We start from the raw sequence: 21,667 nt of genomic DNA on the forward strand, positions 1-21,667 counted from the left end.
TCAATTCCCGCCGGACAGAAAAATCTTCAGCGCTTCTTCGTGCCCGGCAGAATCCCCGAGGTGAGGACTGCCTTGACGTAGGGGCGCGCGCTGGTGATCAGCTCCTCCGCGTCGGAAACGTTGCGCCAGATCGAGGAGGCCAGCACATCGGTGCGGCCCTCGATATGGGCATCGAGCGCGACTCCCTCGTCTGTGAGTGCCTCGCCGTCCTCGGAGTGCGTGAGCAGCCCGCGGGTCTGCAAACGCTCGGCCGCCGCGTTCCATTCCTCATCCGACCACTGCCGAGTGAGCTGCGTTATCCGCTTGCCGAGCACCTTGCGCGCCTTCGGGTCGGGGTGCGTCGCGTCGTGGAACACGACGGCTTCGATGGGATCCAGTTCGGCGTCGACGAGGGTCGCAATGTGGCCGTCACCGCGCCACTCCCTCATGACGGCGATGGCGTGCCACAGGGCGAGGTGCGGCAATTCGGGACTGGGCGAGCAATGCCATGCCGCGGACAGCGGACGTCCCGCGAACACTGCGGTCTCGCTGATCTCGTGGAGCCGTCCGGCGATCTTGGCCAGCTCGGGATCGGTTGCGAGTGGGCCGAGCGCGTCGCTGAGGACGTTGTCGAGCATCGCCCAGCGTCGATCTGACACGGTGTCCAGCCCGGCTTCGACCGCCTGCGGCCACACCCGCTCGATCAGCTCGGGGTTGAAGTTGTAGAACGCGGAGGTGACGACGCTGGCCGCGCACGGCCCCATCGGAGCCGCCCGCGCACCGACGTACCAGGCGTGGCCGTCGAGCCCTGTCTCCTCGCCGACCGACCTCAGCTGCGGGTTGAAGTACGCGGCGAGGTGGTAGGGCTCGAGGGTCTTGTATGCGGCCCGGGCAATGGCGGTCGACGTGTCGTTGCTCATAGCGCCCGAACCTACCTGCTCCGGGTGACACCTCGGCTGAACCTGAAGTGGAACCGATTCGTCCCCGTTCGCGTCGAAATCTATGAACGACCGACCTTCCGATAGGAGTGCACCGAAGTGAACGTGGATCCGGCAATACTGCGTGCGTTCGCGGGGATGCTCGGGCAGTCGGCAGGTGTATTGGATGGGATCGACGCCCTGGAACCGTTCAGGGCCTCGGAGGGTGCGGTCAAGGGCACCGACTTCGACCAAGCCAATACGCTGTCTGCCGCTGCTGTTGCGGCGGCTGTTCAGGGCCTTGCCGGGCGCCTCGGTTCGGTTGCTGAAATCGCTGCCGGCGTAGCCAACGACTATCAGATTGCCGAGAACGAGTTCGCCGAGAAGCTGGCGTCGATGGACGGACCGAAATGAGCCTCACTGTCTCGCAGGTACGGAGTTGGAAGCCGGACGCGCTGCGCTCGACGCAGGCAGCCCTCGTGGAGGTTGTGAGGCGTGTCGATGGCCAGCGCGCGAGTGTGCTCGAAGAACAGGACGCTCTGGCTGACTCGTGGGGTGGTGACGCCGCAAACGCTGCTGCTGCTCGCATCGTCACAGAGTGTTCGCGAATGGGCCACGTCGCAGGACACCTCGAGGTACTCGGCGCAGCGTACGAGGCAGCGGCGCGCATGTTGGAGGCTGCAAGAGAACATGTCGAGTTCGAAGTCAGCGCAGCAACTTCCAGTTCCTTCGACGTCAACGACCAAGGAGTGGCGAACGCCGATGCGCTCGTTGCGTTGCTGCCGGCCACTGCGACCCGCGGCGAGCAGGCCCGCGACCTCCGGCACGCGGCAGCAGAGCAGTCCGTTCGAATTGCGGAAGCACTTCGCCAGGCCGCGGAGACGGCAGCCGAAGCCGCGGGACGGCTCGACGAGCCCACCTTGCAGCTGGCAAAGCTGGGGCTCGAGAATCCACCGGGTCGATTCGTCGAGAACGCGGAGGGAGAGTTCACCTGGAAACCCGATATTCCGGCAACAACGGCGTCGACGATCATCTCCGGGATGACGACCTCGGTGACGGAGGGATTGAAGAACGCTGCCGCCGGATCCGTTGATGATGTCGCCCGAAATATCGGACGGGGATTCGGGGCCTTCGGGGCAGTTCTCGGTACGGTGCCTGCCATCAAGAACGACATCGACGGTGGCATGGATGTAACCCAAGCGGTGGTCACGAATTCGGCGGGGACGCTAGCCGGTGTGGGAACAGCTGTTCTAGCGGGTGCCGCCGCAGGATCGGTCGTCCCCGGTGTCGGCACTGTCGCCGGTGCGGTAGGTGGACTGGTTCTGGGTGGACTCACTGCGTATGTAGTCACCAAGGGTATGCAATGGGCTTGGTGAGCATGGAATCGCGGGACGGGGAAGAAACGTGAGCGAAGAGGGGCTGGAATCCAGGGTGCACGTGGCTCCAACTTGGAGAGCATTTTGGCCGAGGCGTGTCGGCATCGTGCTGTTGGTGTCGGCAAGCGGCATAGCGCTCGCCGGGGCGTTGTCGCTGGCGATGGCCTTTTCGGGAGTGAACGATCGGGACTGGGGTACCGCTCTTGGAGGCGCGGCCATGGGGCTGGGAATGCTGTTGCTCAGCTCGACAGTCTTCGCCTTGGCAGGAATTCAGCCACACAGGCCATGGCGCAAGGTCAAGTTGATCGTTGACGAGCACCGGGGGCCTGGGCTTCAGCTCCGGCGTCGGTTGACGGGTCTCCTGCTTGCCGCATTTCTCGCGATGACGGTATGGGCCGTGGTTGCCGTTGTTGTGCAGTTCCGTGGAACCTCGGAGTCCTTGCTGCCATCATCTCGCAACAATGATGAGGGTGGTCTGGTCTTGCTCGGCATGACAGTTGGTTCGATTGCGTTTATCATTTTCTGCCTGCTACAGGCGCGAACGGAGGTGTCGCTGTCGCTGCACCCCGGTGGAGTCCTGCGCCGGGCGCGTCGTCGTCGGTTGTTTCGTTCCGAGTCCGCCGAGGAGTTTCTCCGATGGGAGGACGTCGATGAAGTCAAGGTCGATACACACGATGTGCACACGGCTTACTCGACGGTGAACAATCCGATCATCAGACTCGTCTCCAGTAGCCTCGATCCGTCTCGGAAGTTGAAACGTTTCGATACCGAGGACTCCATGGCGTTGAGGGCGTACGAGCTGGGCGCTGAGCCGAACGCCATCATGGCTTTAGTTCTGTGGTGTCACGAGAATCCCTGGGCAAGAGAGCGGTTGGCCCGCGAGGACGCGCGAGACCTGCTTCACGCGCCACCGCTGAGGGAACGGCTGCGGCTCTCCCGCGAGGCGGTGAAGAAACCACAGTGAACAACCCGAGGACGATAGGCCAGTACTTAGCTGAACGGGAAGTCGATCTGACTACTGCCTCCGTCGACGAGTGTTCTCGGCTGGACATCGCCCTCGCTGAGCCCGTCGGGTGGAACCGGGCACCCGAAACCATGTTTCCGCACGCCGCTGCCGTGTTTTTCGACGACACGAGTGTCGTCGACGGATTCGCACCGAATGTGGTGATGCTGGTTGGCGCTTTGTCCCGAGCGGTCGATGCGGAGGAGTTGCTGTCCTACGGGTTCAACGATTCGCGCGCCCTCCTCGAATGGGCCGAGATCACCCGTGATCGCGACCAATTCTGTGGCCTACCGTCCGTGTCCATCAGCGGGCGCTACCGAAACAGTGAACATCAATTGGTCGGCCGCACCCGATACACCGTCGTACATCCCCTCGTAGATCAGTATCTGGTGCAGGTAACGGCCACGATCTCGGCCTCGCAGTGGGCCACATTGGGTTCGCGCATGGAAGCTTTGACCGACTCGGTGACAATCGGGCGTCAATGACTCACCGGCCGAGGCTTTTCGCCAGGTAAACCCCAGTGTGCGTATCGGACTTGACCAACTCGTCGACGGTTCCGGTGAAGACGACCTTGCCACCGTTGTGACCGCCGTCGGGACCGAGGTCGATCACCCAGTCCGCAGCCGCGACAACGTCGAGATTGTGCTCGATCACGATCACAGTGCGGCCCTCGTCGACCATGCCGGACAGCAGCCCGATGAGGTTCGCAACATCCGACGGGTGCAACCCGGTCGTCGGTTCATCGAGAACAAGGATCGGTGATGATCCGACGAGCTCTGTTGCCAGCTTGAGTCGTTGACGCTCGCCACCCGACAAAGACGAAAGATTCTGGCCGAGAGACAGATACCCGAGACCGACGTCGGAGCAGCGATGCAGAATGTCGCGGATCTTCTTGACCTCGAAGAAGTCCTGGGCGTCCTCGACAGACATCTCGAAGATGTCCGCGATGCTGATGCCGTCGACGGTATGCCGGATTGCTCCGGGGCGAAACCGTCTGCCCTGGCACGTCTCGCACGTGCTCGACACTGGGTCGGTGAACCCCAGGTCGGTGAAGATGATCCCGCTGCCCTGGCAGTCCGGGCATGCGCCGTCGGAGTTCGGCGAGAACAGCGACGCGGGTTGGCCCGTCTTCTTCGCGAAGTAGGCCCGGATGGGATCGAGTAGCCCGGAGTAGGTGGCGGGGGAGGAGCGACGCGACCCGCGGATGGGTGACTGGTCGATGATGACGGCCTCGGGTGCCACGGAACGCAGGTGGCCGTGGATGAGAGAGGACTTGCCGGACCCGGCGACCCCGGTGACGGCAGTCATGACCCCCAGCGGCACGTCGACGCTCACGTTCTGCAAGTTGTGTGTGTTCGCGCCCGCGATGTGCAAGAAGTAGGTCGGGGTCCGGGGAGTTCGGACGATGGCGTTGTCGCGGCGGAGCGCGGTACCGGTGCGTGTGTCGGCCGTCCTGAGTTCATCGAACGTGCCCTCGAAGACGACTGTGCCGCCGGCCTTGCCTGCGCCCGGTCCGATTTCGACGATGCGGTCGGCGATCGACATCACCTCGGGATCATGTTCGACGACCAGCACGGTATTTCCCTTGTCTCGCAACGCAAGCAACATCTCGTCGAGGCGGTGTACGTCACGTGGATGCAGACCTGTGGTCGGTTCGTCGAAGACGTAGAGCATGTCGTTGAGCGTTGCGCCGAGGTGTCGAACCATCTTGATGCGCTGCGATTCCCCGCCGGACAGCGTCGATGTTGCGCGGTCGAGGCTGAGGTAACCGAGTCCGAGGTCGACAAGTCTGCGCAATTGGGTGACGATCTCCGAGCGCGGAGCGTCGAGATCCTTCAGCGTCCAGGTGTCGATGAGGTCGGCGAGTTCGGAGACCTGCATGGCGAAGGCGTCGGGTAGCGAGAGTCCCTCGAGCGTCGCGTCGCGGATGGTCTCGTTATAGCGTGTTCCGCCGCATGCGTCGCAGACTCCGCGCGTGACGATGCGATCGAACGCTGCTTTCGCCTTGCCCTTCAAGGCGTCGGCGTCCTTCGACAGGTAGCTGCGCCGGAACCGCGAGACGATGCCCTCGTAGGTCTTCATGATCGCGTCCGGATTGACCATCGCGACCTCGCCGGGCTTGGCATCGAAGAACAGGTGACGCTCACGGGTGGAGTACTGCTCGATCGGCACGTCGAGGTCGAACAAACCGGAGTCGGCGAACACACGGTACGGCCACTTGCCCGGCTCGAAGTCCGGGTGCTTGAAGGGGCCCTCGCGCAACGACTTCGACTCGTCGACGAGTTGATCCATGTCGATCACCTTGGCCTCGCCGAGGCCCTCGCATTCGAGGCACATCCCGGCGGGGTCGTTGAAGGAGAACGCGTTGGCGTACCCGATCGACGGCTTCACCCCGCGCGACCACAGCATGCGCAACCAGTCGCCGATGTCGGTGATGGTGCCGACCGTCGAGCGCGGACCGCCGAACAACCGCTTCTGGTCGACGATGATGACTGCCGAGAGATTGGCGATGAGATCGGCGTCGGGGCGGCCGTACGACGGTAGAAACGTTTGCGCGAAGGCGGTGAACGTCGAGTTGATTTGCCGCTGGGCCTCGGCCGCGATGGTGTCGAACACCAACGATGACTTACCGGAGCCGGACACCCCGGCGAAGACCACCAGCTTCCGCTTGGGAATGTCCAGATCGATCTCGTGCAGGTTGTTCTCGCGCGCACCTCGAATGACGATCGTGGAGAGTGCGTCGGCTGGATTCGTCTCGGTTTGATTCGACGCGGCAGGGGTCATCTCGGGAGGGCACCTTTCACCGGGCATGGTTAGTCCACGCCGAAACTGACGGGGACGCGACGAGTCTACCGTACACTGTACGCCGATGGGGAAGCTGTGAATGATGGCTCCCGGGCGTCCCCGCACCAGCGCGCGTTAGGCTGTCGGCTCATGAGTGACAGGCATGCCGAGACGCGTCACGCTATTGCCGTCATGACTGCGTGGGCCGACGGCAACGACTCGGCGTTCTCGGTCGAACAGATCATGACGGCGATACGCGAGGACCCCCGCGGCGAGGTCGGCTTGATCATCGGACTCACCAATCTCCTCGGCCTCGTCCTCGTCGATCATCAGGAGGAGACCGGCCGTGCGCCGGCGGACATTCTGCAAGCGATTGCCCTCGCGATCAGCGACTAGTGAACTTGTGTTCTCAGCTAGCACCCTGAACCACTCCAGGCCGCTCCCAGGTGTTCGACGGGGTTTCTGCGGGCGGGCCCAGCAGGAACCCCTGTCCCTGAACCGAACCGGGCAAGGCATCGAGTTGGTCGGTGGTTTCGATTCCTTCCACCACGCACCCTAGCTGCAAGTCGCGGGCGAGGGCGATGATGGCTCGGACGATGCTGCTGCTGGTCGAGTCACTGGTCATGGTTGCGGTGAACGACCGGTCGATCTTCACCGCGCTGACGGGCAGGGTGGCGAGGTAGCGCAGGCTTGCGAAACCGGTGCCGAAGTCGTCGATGGCGATGCCCACACCACCGTCGCGCAGCTCGCCGAGTTGACGCAGCATCGAAGAGCCCGACTCCAATAGCACCGACTCGGTGAGCTCCAGCACCAAGTCCTCGGGTGATAGCCCGTGTCGGTCGAGGGCGGCTCCGACCACAGCGGACATGTCGACATGCTGGGCCTGTCGGGGGCTGAGATTGACCGCGACCGTGACGGGCACGTCCTTTGCGGAGGTGGGCGGGTGCGCTGTTCGCCACCGCACGAGCATGGCCAGGGCGTCATCGAGTACCCGCTTGCCGAGCCGAGTGATGAGTCCCGTGTCCTCGGCGACCGGGATGAAGCGCTCGGGTGTTATCTCCGCACCGCTCGCGTCCTGCAAGCGACTCAGAGCTTCGAAGCTGACCAACCGACCGCTGTCGAGCTGGTGTATCGGTTGAAAGACCACGCTGAGGGTCGCTGTGCCATTGCCATCGGAATCGAGGGCTTCCCGCAGGGTCTGCTCGATGTGGGCGCGTTCGAGTGCGTTCGCGCGCAGGGCATCGTCGAACAGTTCGATTCTGTCTTTGCCGAGCTGTTTGGCGCGGTACATTGCGGAGTCAGCGTCCCGTAGCACCTCCTGTGCGCTGGTTCCCTTGCGCGCCAGTACTATTCCGATGCTCGCTGACACCACGTACTGGCGGCCGCGGTGCTCTATCGGTGCGGCCAACACCTCTCGGATGCGTTGGGCGACTTTCTCTGCCACGCCGACACTCGTTCCCGAGGAGGAGTCGTGCTCGGCGGGCATTGCATCGACGACGAGTACGAATTCGTCGCCCCCGACCCGCGCGATCGAGTCGTTCGCCCGCAACACAGAGTGCAGGCGGTGGGCGACCTCGACGAGCACCGCGTCACCAGCGTCGTGCCCGCCGGTGTCGTTGACGCGCTTGAAACCGTCCAGGTCGCAGAACAGTACGGCTGCGGCCGCACCGGCTAGCTCGCCACGTTCGATAGCGGAGCCGATCCGGTCCAGAAGCAGCATGCGGTTGGGCAGCCCCGTAAGCGGATCCTGCAACGCAGCGCGTTCGAGGGCCCGCTCGGCCTCGACGAAATCGGTCACCTCACGGACGACGGACAATACCTCCGTGACCTTCCCTGACGGCCCCCGGCGGAACGGTGTGCTGCGGCGCGAAAGCCATCGCGTCTCTCCGTCGGCCCCCCGCACTCGGTATCGAGTAGTGAGGCTCTCACCGTCGGGCAGTGATGCTGCCTGCCGGTCGGCAGTGCGGAGGCGGTCGACATCGTCTGCCAGCACTGCGGTTTCCAGGTGGTCCTCTTCTGTGCCGTCCGCTCGGTCGAGTCCGTGCCAGGGCGGCAAGTCGTCCGGAAGGGGGCCTTCCAACAGCGACCGGAGGCTGCGTGAGGCCCACGTCAGATTGCCGGTCCTCACGTCGGTCACGGTGGTGATGTCTGGCGAGGCGGTCAACACCGCGTCACGGAACGCCCTGGCCCGATCCAGTTCTGACTTCGCCTCCCGCTCGGCAGTGACGTCCTCGGACAGCACCATGGCCCCGATGATCCGATCGGACCCATCGCGCAACGGCCGGGCTCGGACCTGGAAGGTCTTACCGGTGCGGGAACTGATCCAGTCGAAAGACGACTCGTTTCCGGCAACCGCTGCCGTGTAGTGCGGTTCCAGCTCGGCGTATACGTCCGGAGGCATCGTCTCGCGCAGGAGCTTCTTCTCCAGCAGCCGCCTGTTGTACCCCTCTGCTGCGAGATCCGCGCCCTCGACGAGGACGAAGCGTAAGTCGGGGTCAAGCAAGAACACCATGGTGTGCGGCAAGTTCGCTGCCAGCTGCCGGTACCGGGCCTCGCTCGCATCGTCGAACATGGCAGGCGAGCGAAGCAGTGGACCGTATGACCGACGCAATCCGAGGTAGACGACCCCCGCCAGCGCCGTCGACGCGGTAACCGCGATGTCGATGCCGCCACCCATCGACTCCCGCATGATCGAGATCACTCCGGAGTCGGATCCTCCGAGATGCGAGGCATGGTGGTCGGATCCTGCCAGCAGGTGCACCGCGTGCAGCACATGGTGCGCAGCGCAGGTAACGAAGATGGCCGCTGTCGCCAGCGCCAGTCGATTGTTTCTCAGCTGCCCGGTCCGGCGAAGGCCCCGGACGATGAACAATACGATCCCCAGGTATGCCGCAGCAGTGATGACGTTGAAGACCACCACCCATACCCAGCCGCTCCCCACGGGCCGAGGGTATCCCAATCTCACGCCAGCGTGAGGTCGGGAACTTTTCGGAGGCGACACGTGTCGGCGATCTACCGCCTACCCACAATTCGGGGCTGAAACCCCGGCTACTTCCTACCGGCCGCCCACTGCATGCCCCAGCCGTATTTCTTGTCGAGATCGGACTGGCTGCCCTGGATGTATTCGACCTGCCTGGTGACGGTGAAACCCTGCTTGCCGTTCTCGAGCAGTGCGATTGCGCAGATTCGTGCGGAGTTGCTCTCCGAGTCGAGTTTGACCTCGATCTGTGGTCCGGAGGTGGGGAAGAGCGTCACGACGCCATCAACGGCTGCCCAGTTGGGTGCGCCCTCGTAGATCATCGCGAAAACGAGGATCCGCTTGAACAACTCGGGACGGGCGAGGTTGATGTGCATGTTCTCGCCGCCGGTGACCGAGCCGGAACGGTCGTCGCCGTCGAGTGCGATGTACGGGGCTCTGTCGACCGCACCGAAACTGTTGCCGAGGGCCTGGATGACGCCCTTGGTGCCGTCGGCAAGCTCGTAGAGGCAGCCGAGGTCGAGGTCGACGCCACCGCTTCCGTACGACGCGGCCGCCAGCTTGGCGAAGAAGCCCTTCTTCTTCGGCTGCGGTGCCGCAGCGCCCGTCGACCAGTTCAGGTTGACGCGCATCGAGCCCTGCTTCTCACCGGATTTGGTGAGGCTGACCGAGGGCTGCGCCTTGGACAGCGTCACCTTGCTGAGGCTGACCGGTGGTTCCGCGGGGGTCGAAGGTTTGCGGGTGTAATCGATTGCCATGAAGAGCCTTCTGTTCGGGATGTCCGGTTTGCACCGTTGAGCCTAGTCGCGATGGCCACCGGTCGGCCATTGGCCGATCGGCCGCGAGAGCTCAGGCCTGTACGACGCCCACGACGGGCGCGAATTCGCACGGTGGCAGGGCTCTGCTCGTGTAGTCGAGAACGCTACCGAAAACAACGAATACCACTGTGCCGCTGCCGGTTGCAATGGTGTTGGACAGGGTGACGATATAGTCCGCCGGCCGTTCCTGGAACATGGGTGCGCGCCCGGACTGCAGGGTGGTGAGGTTGAGCCAGGCGACTTCGAGGTTGTCGGCCTGCTGGGGTGAAGACATCGCGGTGTTCATCGCGCTGAAGAACACGTTGACCGTCCCCGGTGGGATGACCGGCTCCGGCAAGCTCTCGTCGACGGCCGGCCCGGCGATTGCTTGGGCGATGCCCACCGAGTAGTTGTCCGGTTCGAATCCGCTGGGTAGGCAGTCCGCCGCTGCGGTGTCGTACAGGAAGCGCTGAGTCTTGCCTTCGGCGAGTCGAATCGAGCGAGGGAAGTAGTCGTACCGCGGCATGCCGTCTGCAACCCGGCTCAGCGCGATCAATGCAGACTCGGCTGTCTTCGGCCCGATCGGCATCGCTGCAGGTTGAAGTGCTCGTTCGACAGCGAGCGCTGCGTCCGCCGGGATCGGTGCTGCCTGTGCGGGAGTCGTGGCTGTCGACAGCACGGCGATGGAGGCCGCGGATGCCAACAGCCCGCGCAGTGCGGTTGAAGTTGTTCTCTGCATACCCACTGGTTCGTTTCGGTATCGTTGAGCGTTACCGAACGATCGCGCCGATGGGACCCGGCGACCCTGCGGTGAACGGCAATCGAAGCTCAGGAAACGCAGCGGTGGCGGGGGAGTTAACGGTGTTTGCCCTCGCTCGAAGGACATATCCGTCATGCGAACATGTGGGCCGGTCGAGCCGAGGGGGAAGCGGACAACATGCTGAAAGCTGCACGGAGAGCGCTCGCGATGGGATTGTGCGTTGCGTTCGCTGCGATAGCGATGGGCGGTGTTGCCACCGCAGAAACGCCGTCGCCGACGCAATTGCAGGAAGCCGTCGTCAACTGGGCGTCGGAGATCGGCGCACCCGGCATGACTGCGCAGATCGTCGATGCCGACGGGGTGCTCGCGGGAGCATCGACCGGTATCGACGGGAACGGTGACCCCGTCGACGACGGCACCCCGTTCGTTTGGGGGTCGGTGTCCAAGCAACTGACCGCCGCCACCGTGCTCGGTCTCGAGCAAAAGGGTGTCATCGACGCGGAAGCTCCCGTCGTCGACATCGTGCCGCAGGCCAGTGACATGCTTGCCGATCCCGCCACCACCGTCGACGATCTCGTGCACCATACGAGCGGCCTCCCGCACGATCTCACCGTCACCGACGATTGGACTCGGCGGGAGTCGGCAGCCGAACTCGTGGGAGCGCTTCCGCAGCCGGCCGGCGTCTCCGAACGCGGTGAGTTCCGGTACTCGAGCTTGAATTACCTGCTGTTGCAGGCAGTGGTCGAGGAATCCACCGGTGGCTCGTTCGCGGAGGCCCTCGAAAGTGAGGTGCTGGGGCCCGCCGATGCGACCGACACCATCACCGACCCGACCCAGTACGCCGAGGATGTTCCGCCGGGGCATGTGCCGTTCTTCGGCTCGGCCAAGCCGATCGACGTCGGCGTCGACTCCGCGGGGCTCGGTTACGGCTATCTGGCTGGATCCATCGAGGAGTTGGGCCGGTACGCGTCGTGGCGTCTGGGGGAGTTGCAGGACGGGGAAGCCTCCGTACCCGCGGTGGACACGGGGCAGGGGGCGGAATACGGCGCCGGCTTGTTCCACGAGAACATCGACGGACAGGAGGTGTGGTGGCATTCGGGTGCAGTGCCCGGCTACTACACCTATGTCGCATTCGTTCCCGGTGAGAACACGGCAATAGTGTTGGCTACCAACAGATACGGAGAGATCGAAGCCGAGCGCATTGCTGCAGTGGGGCGCAATCTCACAACATTGGTGCTCGATGGGTCGACGACAGCGTTGCCGGGTTCGCTGGCGTTGCCGGCCCTCGGCATTCTGCTCGGCCTCGTGGCGGTGCTGGTCGCGGTGATCGCGTGGGTGATCACTGGTCTGTTCACCGGTAAGACTCGTGAGCGATCCCTCGTCGGCGCCGGTGTGCGTATCGCGATTGCGGCGCTTGTCGGTGGCGCTGTGTTGTTCGGCGCCTTCATCGGCGTGCCGTCGCTGGTCGGGGCCTCACTGTCGGTCATGTGGCTCTGGGCTCCCGATGTCACCCTCGTGTTCTGGATTCTGCTCGGCACCGTGTTCCTCGCCACGGCCCTCGTGGTCGCCAACGAGGTGGTCAATTACAAACGTTTCCGTACGGACTAGTCCCGCCTCCGCCGAGATCGAGGTTGTGCACCGTTTTCGCCTGAAAACCGTGCACAACCTCGATCTCAGCGTGCCATCATTGAAGTTCCGATCCCATGACGCCGCAGGCTATGGAGCAGAACGTGGACGATTACTACGATCTGGGCAATCACTCTCGGCAAGTCACCACATCCGTTCCGGATGCGCAGAAATGGTTCGATCGCGGGCTCGTGTGGTCCTACGCGTTCAATCACGAAGAGGCTGCGAAGTGCTTCTCGAATGCGATCGAAAAGGACCCGACGTGCGCTATGGCGTACTGGGGTCTGGCCTACGCGCTCGGTCCCAACTACAACAAGCCGTGGGAGTTCTTCGACGAAGCAGAGCTGACGACCACCGTGGCTCGTACGCACAGAGCGGCCGAAGATGCTGCCGGAGCCGCCGACGACAACCATACGAGCGTCGAACGGGAACTGATCGAGGCACTGCGGTACCGCTACCCAGTGTCCGAGACTGCAGTCGGAGCGGACTCGTCGGAACAACCCTGGTCCGTGTGGAACGACGAGTACGCCAACGCGATGCGCGCGGTGTATCTCAACCACCCGACCGATCTGGACGTCGCGACGTTGTTCGCAGATGCACTCATGAACCTCACGCCGTGGGAGCTCTGGGACCTACGCACTGGTGAACCAGCGCCAGGTTCACGAGCGCTGGAAGCCAGGGAAGTCCTCGACCGCGCACTTCAATCGGATGGCGGCCATGTCCACCCCGGCGTGCTGCACATGTACATCCACCTCATGGAGATGTCTTCTGCTCCCGAGCAGGCGATGGTCGTCGCGGATCGATTGCGCGGGCTGGTTCCGGATGCCGGCCACCTGCATCACATGCCGACGCATCTCGATGTTCTGTGCGGTGACTATCGACGCGTCGTCAGCTCGAATACCGATGCGATAGCGGCCGACGAGAGATTTCTGAGCCGCGAAGGGCCGATGAACTTCTACACGCTCTACCGTGCGCACAATTATCACTTCAAGATTTACGGTGCGATGTTTCTCGGTCAGTCCGCGGTTGCCATCGACACCGCTACTGCGCTCGAGTCGGCGATACCAGAGGACCTGCTTCGCGTCGAAAGTCCGCCGATGGCGGATTGGCTGGAGGGTTTTCTCGCAATGCGGGTGCACGTGTACATCAGATTCGGTCGATGGCAGGACATCATCGAGTTGGAGATGCCGTCGGATCCGGACTTGTACTGCGTGTCCACAGCGATGATGCATTACGCCAAAGGGGTTGCTTACTCGGCGACGTCGCAGGTCGAGCATGCTGAGCGGGAGAGCGATCTGTTCAAGACCGCATTGACCCGGGTTGCACCCTCGCGCACTCTGTTCAACAACACGTGTCTCGATATTCTCGCCGTCGCAGGTGCCATGTTGGAAGGTGAGCTCGAGTACCGGAAGGGCAACTACGACCGAGCCTTCGACGCGTTGCGCCGGTCGATCGAGCTGGACGACGGTCTTCCCTACGACGAGCCGTGGGGATGGATGCAACCGACACGGCATGCCTACGGCGCCTTGCTGCTGGAACAGGGTCACGTCGAGGACGCTGCGGCGGTGTACCGCGCAGATCTGGGTCTCGACGCCACGTTGCCGCGACCCCTGCAGCACCCGTCCAACGTATGGGCGCTGCATGGGTACCACGAGTGCCTTCTTGCTCTCGATCGCAGCGACGAGGCCCACATCATCGAACAGCAGCTCGAGCTTGCTGTCGCCATGGCCGACGTTCCGGTCGAGTCGTCGTGCTTTTGCCGAATGACCGCGACGCCGGGCGACCGATCAGGTGCGCATCACTGCTGTTCGGACTGACTGCCGTTCCGGCGGGATGCGTACGAAAGGCCTTGTCACCAGGCTATACAGGCCGCCTTCTGGCCGGCGCGTTCGGCTACCCGTGAGTAACTACGGCGGCTCGAGTGAGTGATATCCCTCCACCCCGCACAAGTTCGCGTTCGAAGTTTAAAGTGAAGGCGGACGCATCCAAAAGACGACGTTGAAACTGAGGCAAAGGCGAACATGACTGCGAAACAGCCGACCATTATCTATACCTTGACCGATGAGGCGCCGATGCTGGCGACTCACGCGTTCCTGCCGGTCATACGCTCGTTCGCCAGCGCGGCCGACATCAACGTCGAGTCCAGTGACATCTCCGTCGCCAATCGCATCCTCGCCGAGTTTCCCGACTACCTCACCGAAGACCAGCGCGTCACCGACAACCTGGCCGAGCTGGGACGTTTGACGCAGCTGCCCGAGACCAACATCATCAAGCTCCCGAACATCAGCGCCTCGGTGCCGCAGCTGCACGCAGCGATCAAGGAACTGCAGGACAAGGGCTACGCGATTCCCGACCTGCCCGACAACCCCAAGACCGAAGAAGAACGCGAGATCCGCACCCGGTACACCAAGTGCCTCGGCAGTGCGGTCAATCCCGTTCTCCGCGAGGGTAACTCGGACCGGCGCGCACCCAAGGCCGTCAAAGAGTTCGCGCGTAAGCACCCGCACAGCATGACCGAGTGGTCGATGGCCTCGCGCACCCACGTCGCGCACATGCGTGAGGGCGATTTCTACCACGGCGAGAAGTCGACGGTCGTCGACGGCGACCGTGAGATCAAGATGGAACTCTTGCCCGCCGACGGCGAGCCGATCGTCCTCAAGGAAAAGGTGTCGCTGACCGACGGCGACGTCATCGACTCCATGTTCATGAGCAAGAAGGCGCTTCTCGAGTTCTACGAGGCGGAGATGCAGGATGCCTACGAAACAGGCGTCATGCTCTCCCTCCACGTCAAGGCAACCATGATGCGCGTCTCGCACCCGATCGTGTTCGGTCATGCCGTGCGCGTGTTCTACAAGGACGCGTTCGCAAAGCACAATGAGCTCTTCGAAGAGCTGGGCGTCAACGTCAACAACGGTCTGTCGGATCTGTACAGCAAGATCGAGGCCCTTCCGGCGTCCAAGCGCGACGAGATCATCGAGGACCTGCACAAGTGCCACGAGACTCGCCCGGAACTGGCGATGGTCGACTCCGCACGCGGTATCTCGAACTTCCACTCGCCCAGCGACGTCATCGTGGACGCATCCATGCCCGCGATGATTCGCGCCGGCGGCAAGATGTGGGGCGCCGACGGCCGGCCGAAGGACACCAAGGCCGTCAACCCCGAGTCGACGTTCTCCCGCATCTACCAGGAGATGGTGAACTTCTGTAAGACGAACGGCCAGTTCGATCCGACAACCATGGGTACCGTCCCCAACGTCGGCCTGATGGCGCAGCAGGCCGAGGAGTACGGCTCGCACGACAAGACCTTCGAGGTGCCGACGGCGGGCATCGCCAACATCACCGATATTGCGACCGGCGAGGTGCTGCTTACGCAGACCGTCGAAGAGGGCGACATCTGGCGCCTGTGCATCGTCAAGGACGCGCCGATTCAGGACTGGGTTGCGCTGGCTGTGCGACGCGCGCGCGAGTCGGGAATGCCGGTTGTCTTCTGGCTCGATCCGTACCGCCCGCACGAGAACGAGCTGATCGGTAAGGTGCGCACCTACCTGTTGGATCACGACACCGAAGGTCTGGACATCCAGATCATGTCGCAGGTTCGCGCGATTCGGTACACGATGGAGCGTCTGGTCCGCGGGCTCGACACCATCTCCGCAACCGGCAACATTCTGCGTGACTACCTCACCGACCTGTTCCCGATCCTCGAACTCGGCACCAGCGCCAAGATGCTCTCGGTCGTGCCGCTCATGGCCGGCGGCGGACTGTACGAGACCGGTGCAGGCGGATCTGCACCCAAGCACGTCAAGCAGCTGATCGAGGAAAACCACCTCCGTTGGGATTCGCTCGGTGAATACCTGGCGCTCGCAGTCAGCCTCGAAGACCTCGGCCGCAAGACCGAGAGCACCAAGACGACTCTGCTCGCGAATGCTCTGGACGCGGCGACCGGCAAGCTCCTCGAGAACAGCAAGGGACCCTCGCGTTCGACAGGCGAACTCGACAACCGAGGCAGCCAGTTCTACCTCGCGATGTACTGGGCGCAGGAACTTGCCAACCAGACCGAGGACGAGGAATTGGCCAAGCATTTCGCCGGTCTGGCGAAGACGTTGGCCGAGAACGAAGAAACGATCGTCAAGGAAATGAACAACGCGCAGGGCAAGCCGGTCGACATCGGTGGCTACTACTACCCGGACCCCGAAGCCACCGCCGCCGTCATGCGCCCCAGCAAGACGTTCAACGACGCGTTGGAGTCGGTTCAGAAGTAGGCGCCTTCGGCGCATGTGAGCGGAAATGCATAGCCCGCTATGCATTTCCGCTCACATAGAGGGGTCCGTCTACCGCATGAACGGACCAAGCGCACCCGGAGTACTGCTCAATCCAGCTGCTCCACAGTGTCTGCAGTCTTCAGCGCGGGCAGCTCCACCGGATACAACTGAAATTGGCCTTTCATACCCTTGAGTGCAACCTCGCGCGGAGTGCCCAGCGAGATGTCGTAGGCCTCGCCGAGTGCGTCTCGAACCGGTTCGCTGACCAGAATTTCGCCACCCTCGGCCTGGCCCGCGACGCGCGCGGCCATGGCGACATTGAGCCCGAAGAGATCGTCGCCCCGCCTTACCGAGCTGCCCACGTGGACGCCCATGCGCACCCGAATGTTGTTCCAGCGATCGGGTTTGTCCGCCAGAGCCTGTTGCACGCGAATCCCGCATCGCACAGCCTTTGCCGGGTCGGAGAACGCGATCATGAAGCCGTCGCCCTGATTCTTGACGACGTGTCCGCCATGGATTTCGACCTGCTTGGTGATCAGCCTGTTGTGCCGTTCGAGCAGCTTCAACCAGCCCCGGTCTCCCATTTCCTCGTTGCGTGCGGTGGATCCTTCGATGTCCGAGAACATGACGACGATGTCACCGTCGGCGGTCATTCTGGCGAGGTCAGGCCGTTCGACCCTGGCCCAGCCCGCCAAGTCCTCCACGGAGTTGCGCACGGTCGCGCCGATACCCTTGTTGAGCAAAGAGTCAGCCGTATGGAAGACCGTTCTGATCGCTAGCGGGGCCACGCCACGTCGCAGACGTCGACCAGGTGTGTTGTTGCGGGCGCGCTCGAGTGCGCGCCGTGCTCCGGTGAGCTGTCGGCGCGAGACGATGATCCATACACCGAGCCCGATGATCACGGCGAGCTCGATCGAGGCTGCAATTATCCACAGAGTCACACGCTCATCATTGCCTTCGACGCCCCGTTGCAGCGAATAATCTCGACATGTCCGGCCAAACCAGACAGTCGGGTTCGGCTTGAATTGGGGACGGAAACGTATGCGATTCGCTTTCAGGAGCAAGTGGTCCTTCAAATGAGGACTGTCGACCCTACCTGGGGGAGCGGATGCGGAGTGGAATCGGAAGGGTCGCCACTGATGAACCCTCACGCTTGGAGCCAACGATGAGCACTCTGTCCCCCCGCCGCCCTCGCCAGTCTTGGATGACACAGCCGTTCTGGTCGGATTTGATGAACAGGTTCGAGGAGATTGCCCCCGGGGCCTCACTCGACGGTCAGATGATCCGCGTCGAGGAACACCTCGACAAAGGCCGCTACACCTTGCGTGCCGAACTACCCGGGATGGACCCGGACAAGGACGTCGACATCAGCGTCCGCGACGGACAATTGACGATAAAGGCCGAACGCACCGAAGAGCGGCGTGAAGGCACCCGGTCCGAGTTCCACTACGGCAGCTTCTATCGGTCCATGCCGCTACCCGTCGGCGCACAGGAAGACGAGATCGACGCCTCCTACACCGATGGTGTCCTGAGTATCACGATGCCGGTGACCGACTCTCCTACAGCGGAGAAGCACATCGAAATCAAGAAGACCAACGGCGACGCCGCCAATGCCGAGGCCGACACCAAACCCGACGCCGACGCCGAGGCAACTGCTGACGGCGAAAAGACCGACTGACCACACCGTCTACACGTCGAAAGGCGTTTGCACCCAATGATTTTACCGCCGGGATAGGCCGGATTGCCTTCCCTCTACCCGAGGAGCTGATCACCATGTCGTCATCGACGCATTCCACGATGCACACGCACCCGGATATTATGGCGCTTCGCGAGCGCTACGACCAGGCAGCAGAAAAGCCCACCGTTCAGGTTGCGGACGGTGTGATGATGATGGCGGGGTTGTACGCGGCGGGGTCCGCCTGGATCATCGGCTTCGCCGACCAGGCCCTGGCTGTGCCCAACCTGATTGCAGGTATTGCGATCGCGCTGTTGGCGGCCGCGTTCGGTTCGGCCTACGGCCGAACTCACGGCATGAGTTTCATCGCACCGCTACTCGGTGTCTGGATGATCGTGGCCCCCTGGGTTGTCGCAGACGTGACCACCAGTACCGCGATGATCTGGTCGAACGTGGTCGTAGGTGCGCTGGTGTTCGTGCTGGGGATGGTCGCCGTGGCTACGGGCACCGACATGCTGAAGCGATCATCCTGAGGTGCGGTTGCGTCAGGTCGTGAGTTCGAGTTGCTGACCGCTCGGTTGAGGATGTCCGAACCCGCCGACGTCGCCGCGCGCGAGATACGCGTCGCCGACTGCTCTGCCAGTTCCGCCAATGCGGATTCTGAGCAGTCGGCAGGCGACAGTCGGATCCGAGTTCGGTGGGGGAGTGGCGCGCTCAGAACGAATATCCAGTGACTAGATGACGACAGAGCCTGCGTTGCCTCCGCACGCCGGTGTCACGCGTGCGCGAACTGCCTCCTGTACGCCGTCGGATTCACCCCGAACGCGGACGTGAAATTCTGACGGAACGTTGTTGCGCTTCCGAAACCGCAAGCGTCCGATATTCTCTCGATGCTCTGGTCGGTCGTCTCGAGGAGGCTTCGCGCCTCGTTCAGTCTTTGCTCGAGCACCCATCGCGCTGGGGTTGCGCCGGTAGCACGCTGGAACTGCCTGATGAAACTTCGACGGCTCATCCGCGCCTGCTCGGCGAGCCGCTCGATCGACAGCGGCTCGTGGAGTCTTCCGAGGGCCCATTGCATGACGTCGGTGATGGCGGTGTCTTCGGCGGCTTTTGTCAGCGGGCGTTCGATGTACTGTGCCTGCCCGCCGTCTCGGTGCGGTGCGACGACCAGGCTTCGGGCGATGCGGGTGGCCGCCGCGGAACCGAGGTGCTTGCGGACGATGTGCAGGCACGAGTCGATCGACGATGCCGTTCCAGCCGAGGTCATGACGTCACCGTGGTCGATGTAGAGCACGGATTCGTCGACGTTGGCCTGGGCGTTGCGCTCGCGGAGATCGGCCATCTTGGTCCAATGCGTGACGGCGGCGCGGCCTTCGAGCAATCCGGTGTCGGCGATCGGGAAGGCGCCGAGGCAGAGCCCCGCGACCTCCGCGCCCCTCCGATGCGCCGTGCGGAGCTGTCCCCTCAGAGCGTCGCCGATCGGTGGCAGTGCATCCGGCCACGATGGGACGATGACGATATCGGCCCACTCGACGGCGGCGGGCCCCGCGATGTCACCGAGGGTGTAGCCCTCCATCGTTCTGACCGAGCCCGCCTGATCGGACCACAGCTGCGTCTTCCAATCAGAGGCAAGACCCAGGCGGGTCACCTCACCGAACACCATCAGTGGTGCAGCGAGATGAAACATGGTGATGCTGTCGAAGGCATACAGCGCGATCTTCACGAGACCTCCGATGTTGGCGCAAACTCATCGAAAGTATGCATCCGTGCCACTCGTGGATGCAACACCGGGGACGAATGATGGAAAGCAGATCGCACCACCATCGAGGAGAAATCGACATGACCACACCGCACCGCGCACTCATAGTCATCGACGTCCAGCAGGAATACTTCGACGGCGTTCTTCAGATTCAGTACCCACCTCGGAACGAGTCACTCGCGAATATCGTCAACGCACTCGACGTGGCCGCTGCGCAGGATCTGCCCGTCGTCATCGTGCAGCACGAGATGCCCGCGGGGGCTCCGGCATTCGTGAAGGGCACTCCGACGTACGAATTGCACCCCGACATCGAAGCTCAGCTCCAACCATCCTGGAAGCGCGTGGAGAAGCAGTACAGCAGTGTGTTCGCCGGCACCGACGTCGCCGTCTGGTTGAAGGCACAGGGCGTCGACACCGTCACCATTGTCGGTTTCATGACCAACAACTGCGACCTCGCCACCTCCGCCGACGCCGAGGCCCTCGAACTGTCGGTGGAAGTACTCTCAGACGCCACCGGCGCAATCAACCTGTCGAACGAGGCGGGCTCGGTATCTGCTCGGCAAGTGCACGAGACGCTGATGGTGCTTCTGCACTCCAACTTCGCCGCCGTCGCTACGACTGCCGATTGGACCGAGGCAGTCAAGTCCGGGGAAGCCCTCCCGGCAAGCAATCTCGTCGTTTCGGCTGCCCAGGGAAACGAGGCAGCTCGCCCGACCGCATGAGGCACAATGTCGGTCATGAGCAGTGCGGGTATCAGCGCGGTGTCGCGTGTCCGATGATCTCGACACACGGCTTCGCGATTCCGCTATGGAGTGGCTCAAGCTGAGGACCAGCGACGGATTGGAGTCGATCAGCTCCACGGACCTGCTCGACTTCACCTTCGACGACCAGCATTTTCGATTGATGGATCCGCAACGCGGTATTCGCAAGCCCAAGGAGCTGGCGGCGGCTCTGTCCATCCGGACCGTGTATCGCCCCGACGGCGCCAAGCGTCCGTACGAGGACGAGATGGGTGACGACGGACTGCTGCGCTACAAGTGGCGAGGTGAGGATCTCGATCATCCGGAGAACAGGGCGCTGCGGGCTGCGATGGAGCTGGAGTTGCCGCTGATCTGGTTCTTCGGGGTCGGTGTTGCGATGTATCAGCCGATCTTTCCGGTCTACCTACTGGCTGAGGAACCGGAACAGCATCAGTTCGTCATCATTCCCGGTGCGATTCGAGGACTCGTCGACGCCACCTCACCTGCGGAAAGCCAGCTTCGACGCTATGTGATGGCGGAGAGCAAGCGCCGACTGCATCAGCCGGTGTTTCGGGCGACCGTCATGCGTGCATACGAGACCCGTTGTGCTGTCTGTTCTCTCGCGCACGGCCAGTTGCTCGACGCCGCACACATCGTTCCGGACTCCGACGAGGCCGGAATCCCGACTGTGCGCAACGGTTTGGCGATGTGCAAGATCCACCACGCTGCCTATGACGCCCACATCATGGGGGTATCCCCGGACTACATCGTCAAGATTCGGGCCGATCTGCTCGACGAGATCGACGGCCCCATGCTGCAATACGGGCTCAAGGAGCGTCACGATCAAAAACTGATGGTGCTGCCGTCCGTCAGGGCTCAGCGGCCGGATCGGGATCTGCTGGCCCTGAGCTACGACCGATTCCGGTCAGCGTAGGGCTCTGTTTGCGGGCCATGCTCGTGACCGATGCTTCGTGACAGCAGGATTCCGATGCGGCAGTTATCCTTCACAAAGTAA

At 63.0% G+C, this 21,667-nt stretch carries 19 protein-coding genes; 12 read left to right on the forward strand and 7 right to left on the reverse strand.

What is annotated here, in order from left to right; genetic code table 11:
• Window positions 1-26: 26 nt before the first annotated feature.
• Window positions 27-899 (reverse strand): hypothetical protein, encoded by an 873-nt coding sequence (locus J1M86_RS13985; protein WP_206510326.1) that lies wholly within the window; start codon window positions 897-899, stop codon window positions 27-29.
• A 117-nt stretch (window positions 900-1,016) separates the two neighbouring features.
• Between J1M86_RS13985 and J1M86_RS13990 the strand changes: the two genes are divergently transcribed.
• The 4 genes from J1M86_RS13990 (at window position 1,017) to J1M86_RS14005 (ending at window position 3,760) form a co-directional block, all read left to right on the forward strand.
• Window positions 1,017-1,310: a hypothetical protein gene (locus tag J1M86_RS13990; protein ID WP_206510327.1), complete on the forward strand. Its 294-nt coding sequence runs from the start codon at window positions 1,017-1,019 to the stop codon at window positions 1,308-1,310.
• Window positions 1,307-2,272, forward strand: coding sequence for a hypothetical protein (locus J1M86_RS13995; RefSeq protein WP_206510328.1), 966 nt, complete (start codon window positions 1,307-1,309; stop codon window positions 2,270-2,272). The genes J1M86_RS13990 and J1M86_RS13995 overlap by 4 nt, the downstream gene beginning before the upstream one ends.
• A gap of 106 nt (window positions 2,273-2,378) precedes the next feature.
• A complete protein-coding gene (locus J1M86_RS14000; protein WP_206510329.1) occupies window positions 2,379-3,236 on the forward strand; it encodes a hypothetical protein in 858 nt (285 codons plus the stop codon).
• The gene (locus J1M86_RS14005; protein ID WP_206510330.1) at window positions 3,233-3,760 is read left to right on the forward strand and encodes an LpqN/LpqT family lipoprotein; all 528 of its coding nucleotides are present in this window, start codon (window positions 3,233-3,235) and stop codon (window positions 3,758-3,760) included. Before J1M86_RS14000 ends, J1M86_RS14005 begins: the two co-directional genes overlap by 4 nt.
• A gap of 1 nt (window position 3,761) precedes the next feature.
• On the opposite strand, the gene J1M86_RS14010 is transcribed toward J1M86_RS14005, so the two are convergent.
• Window positions 3,762-6,059 (reverse strand): excinuclease ABC subunit UvrA, encoded by a 2,298-nt coding sequence (locus J1M86_RS14010; protein WP_206510331.1) that lies wholly within the window; start codon window positions 6,057-6,059, stop codon window positions 3,762-3,764.
• A 150-nt stretch (window positions 6,060-6,209) separates the two neighbouring features.
• On the opposite strand from J1M86_RS14010, the gene J1M86_RS14015 reads away from it, so the two are divergent.
• Window positions 6,210-6,455 carry a hypothetical protein gene (locus J1M86_RS14015; protein WP_139317961.1) on the forward strand — a complete coding sequence of 82 codons (246 nt, stop codon included), beginning with the start codon at window positions 6,210-6,212 and terminating at the stop codon, window positions 6,453-6,455.
• Window positions 6,456-6,468: 13 nt separating this feature from the next.
• Here J1M86_RS14015 and J1M86_RS14020 read toward each other — a convergent pair whose 3' ends face one another.
• From J1M86_RS14020 to J1M86_RS14030, 3 genes are all read right to left on the reverse strand, one after another.
• Entirely contained in the window at window positions 6,469-9,000 is a 2,532-nt protein-coding gene (locus J1M86_RS14020; RefSeq protein WP_206510332.1) for a bifunctional diguanylate cyclase/phosphodiesterase, read from the reverse strand.
• Window positions 9,001-9,107: 107 nt separating this feature from the next.
• On the reverse strand, window positions 9,108-9,794 hold the full coding sequence (locus J1M86_RS14025) for a tellerium resistance protein (protein WP_075837930.1): 687 nt from the start codon (window positions 9,792-9,794) through the stop codon (window positions 9,108-9,110).
• Window positions 9,795-9,885: 91 nt separating this feature from the next.
• Window positions 9,886-10,572, reverse strand: a complete 687-nt coding sequence (locus J1M86_RS14030) for a hypothetical protein (RefSeq protein ID WP_075837931.1) — start codon at window positions 10,570-10,572, stop codon at window positions 9,886-9,888.
• 162 nt (window positions 10,573-10,734) lie between these two features.
• Between J1M86_RS14030 and J1M86_RS14035 the strand changes: the two genes are divergently transcribed.
• The 3 genes from J1M86_RS14035 (at window position 10,735) to J1M86_RS14045 (ending at window position 16,478) form a co-directional block, all read left to right on the forward strand.
• Window positions 10,735-12,201: a beta-lactamase family protein gene (locus J1M86_RS14035; RefSeq protein ID WP_241260080.1), complete on the forward strand. Its 1,467-nt coding sequence runs from the start codon at window positions 10,735-10,737 to the stop codon at window positions 12,199-12,201.
• A 95-nt stretch (window positions 12,202-12,296) separates the two neighbouring features.
• Window positions 12,297-14,036, forward strand: coding sequence for a hypothetical protein (locus J1M86_RS14040; RefSeq protein WP_206510333.1), 1,740 nt, complete (start codon window positions 12,297-12,299; stop codon window positions 14,034-14,036).
• Window positions 14,037-14,240: 204 nt separating this feature from the next.
• Complete coding sequence (locus J1M86_RS14045) at window positions 14,241-16,478, forward strand: NADP-dependent isocitrate dehydrogenase (RefSeq protein WP_206510334.1); 2,238 nt, start codon at window positions 14,241-14,243, stop codon at window positions 16,476-16,478.
• Between the two features lie 107 nt (window positions 16,479-16,585).
• Here J1M86_RS14045 and J1M86_RS14050 read toward each other — a convergent pair whose 3' ends face one another.
• On the reverse strand, window positions 16,586-17,419 hold the full coding sequence (locus tag J1M86_RS14050; protein ID WP_206510335.1) for an adenylate/guanylate cyclase domain-containing protein: 834 nt from the start codon (window positions 17,417-17,419) through the stop codon (window positions 16,586-16,588).
• A 224-nt stretch (window positions 17,420-17,643) separates the two neighbouring features.
• On the opposite strand from J1M86_RS14050, the gene J1M86_RS14055 reads away from it, so the two are divergent.
• Both J1M86_RS14055 and J1M86_RS14060 read left to right on the forward strand, forming a co-directional pair.
• A complete protein-coding gene (locus J1M86_RS14055) occupies window positions 17,644-18,156 on the forward strand; it encodes an Hsp20/alpha crystallin family protein (RefSeq protein ID WP_206510336.1) in 513 nt (170 codons plus the stop codon).
• A 95-nt stretch (window positions 18,157-18,251) separates the two neighbouring features.
• The gene (locus tag J1M86_RS14060) at window positions 18,252-18,686 is read left to right on the forward strand and encodes an SPW repeat protein (protein WP_187346691.1); all 435 of its coding nucleotides are present in this window, start codon (window positions 18,252-18,254) and stop codon (window positions 18,684-18,686) included.
• Between the two features lie 242 nt (window positions 18,687-18,928).
• Here the strand turns inward: J1M86_RS14060 and J1M86_RS14065 are convergent, their stop codons facing one another.
• Window positions 18,929-19,876, reverse strand: coding sequence for a GlxA family transcriptional regulator (locus J1M86_RS14065; protein ID WP_206510337.1), 948 nt, complete (start codon window positions 19,874-19,876; stop codon window positions 18,929-18,931).
• 116 nt (window positions 19,877-19,992) lie between these two features.
• Here J1M86_RS14065 and J1M86_RS14070 point away from each other — a divergent pair, with 116 nt between their 5' ends.
• Complete coding sequence (locus J1M86_RS14070) at window positions 19,993-20,634, forward strand: isochorismatase family protein (protein ID WP_206510338.1); 642 nt, start codon at window positions 19,993-19,995, stop codon at window positions 20,632-20,634.
• Window positions 20,635-20,680: 46 nt separating this feature from the next.
• The gene (locus J1M86_RS14075; RefSeq protein WP_307786639.1) at window positions 20,681-21,586 is read left to right on the forward strand and encodes an HNH endonuclease; all 906 of its coding nucleotides are present in this window, start codon (window positions 20,681-20,683) and stop codon (window positions 21,584-21,586) included.
• The last annotated feature ends 81 nt before the right edge of the window (window positions 21,587-21,667 follow it).

Origin of the sequence: Rhodococcus sp. KRD197 (assembly GCF_017168235.1) — a bacterium.
Classification (GTDB): domain Bacteria; phylum Actinomycetota; class Actinomycetes; order Mycobacteriales; family Mycobacteriaceae; genus Rhodococcoides.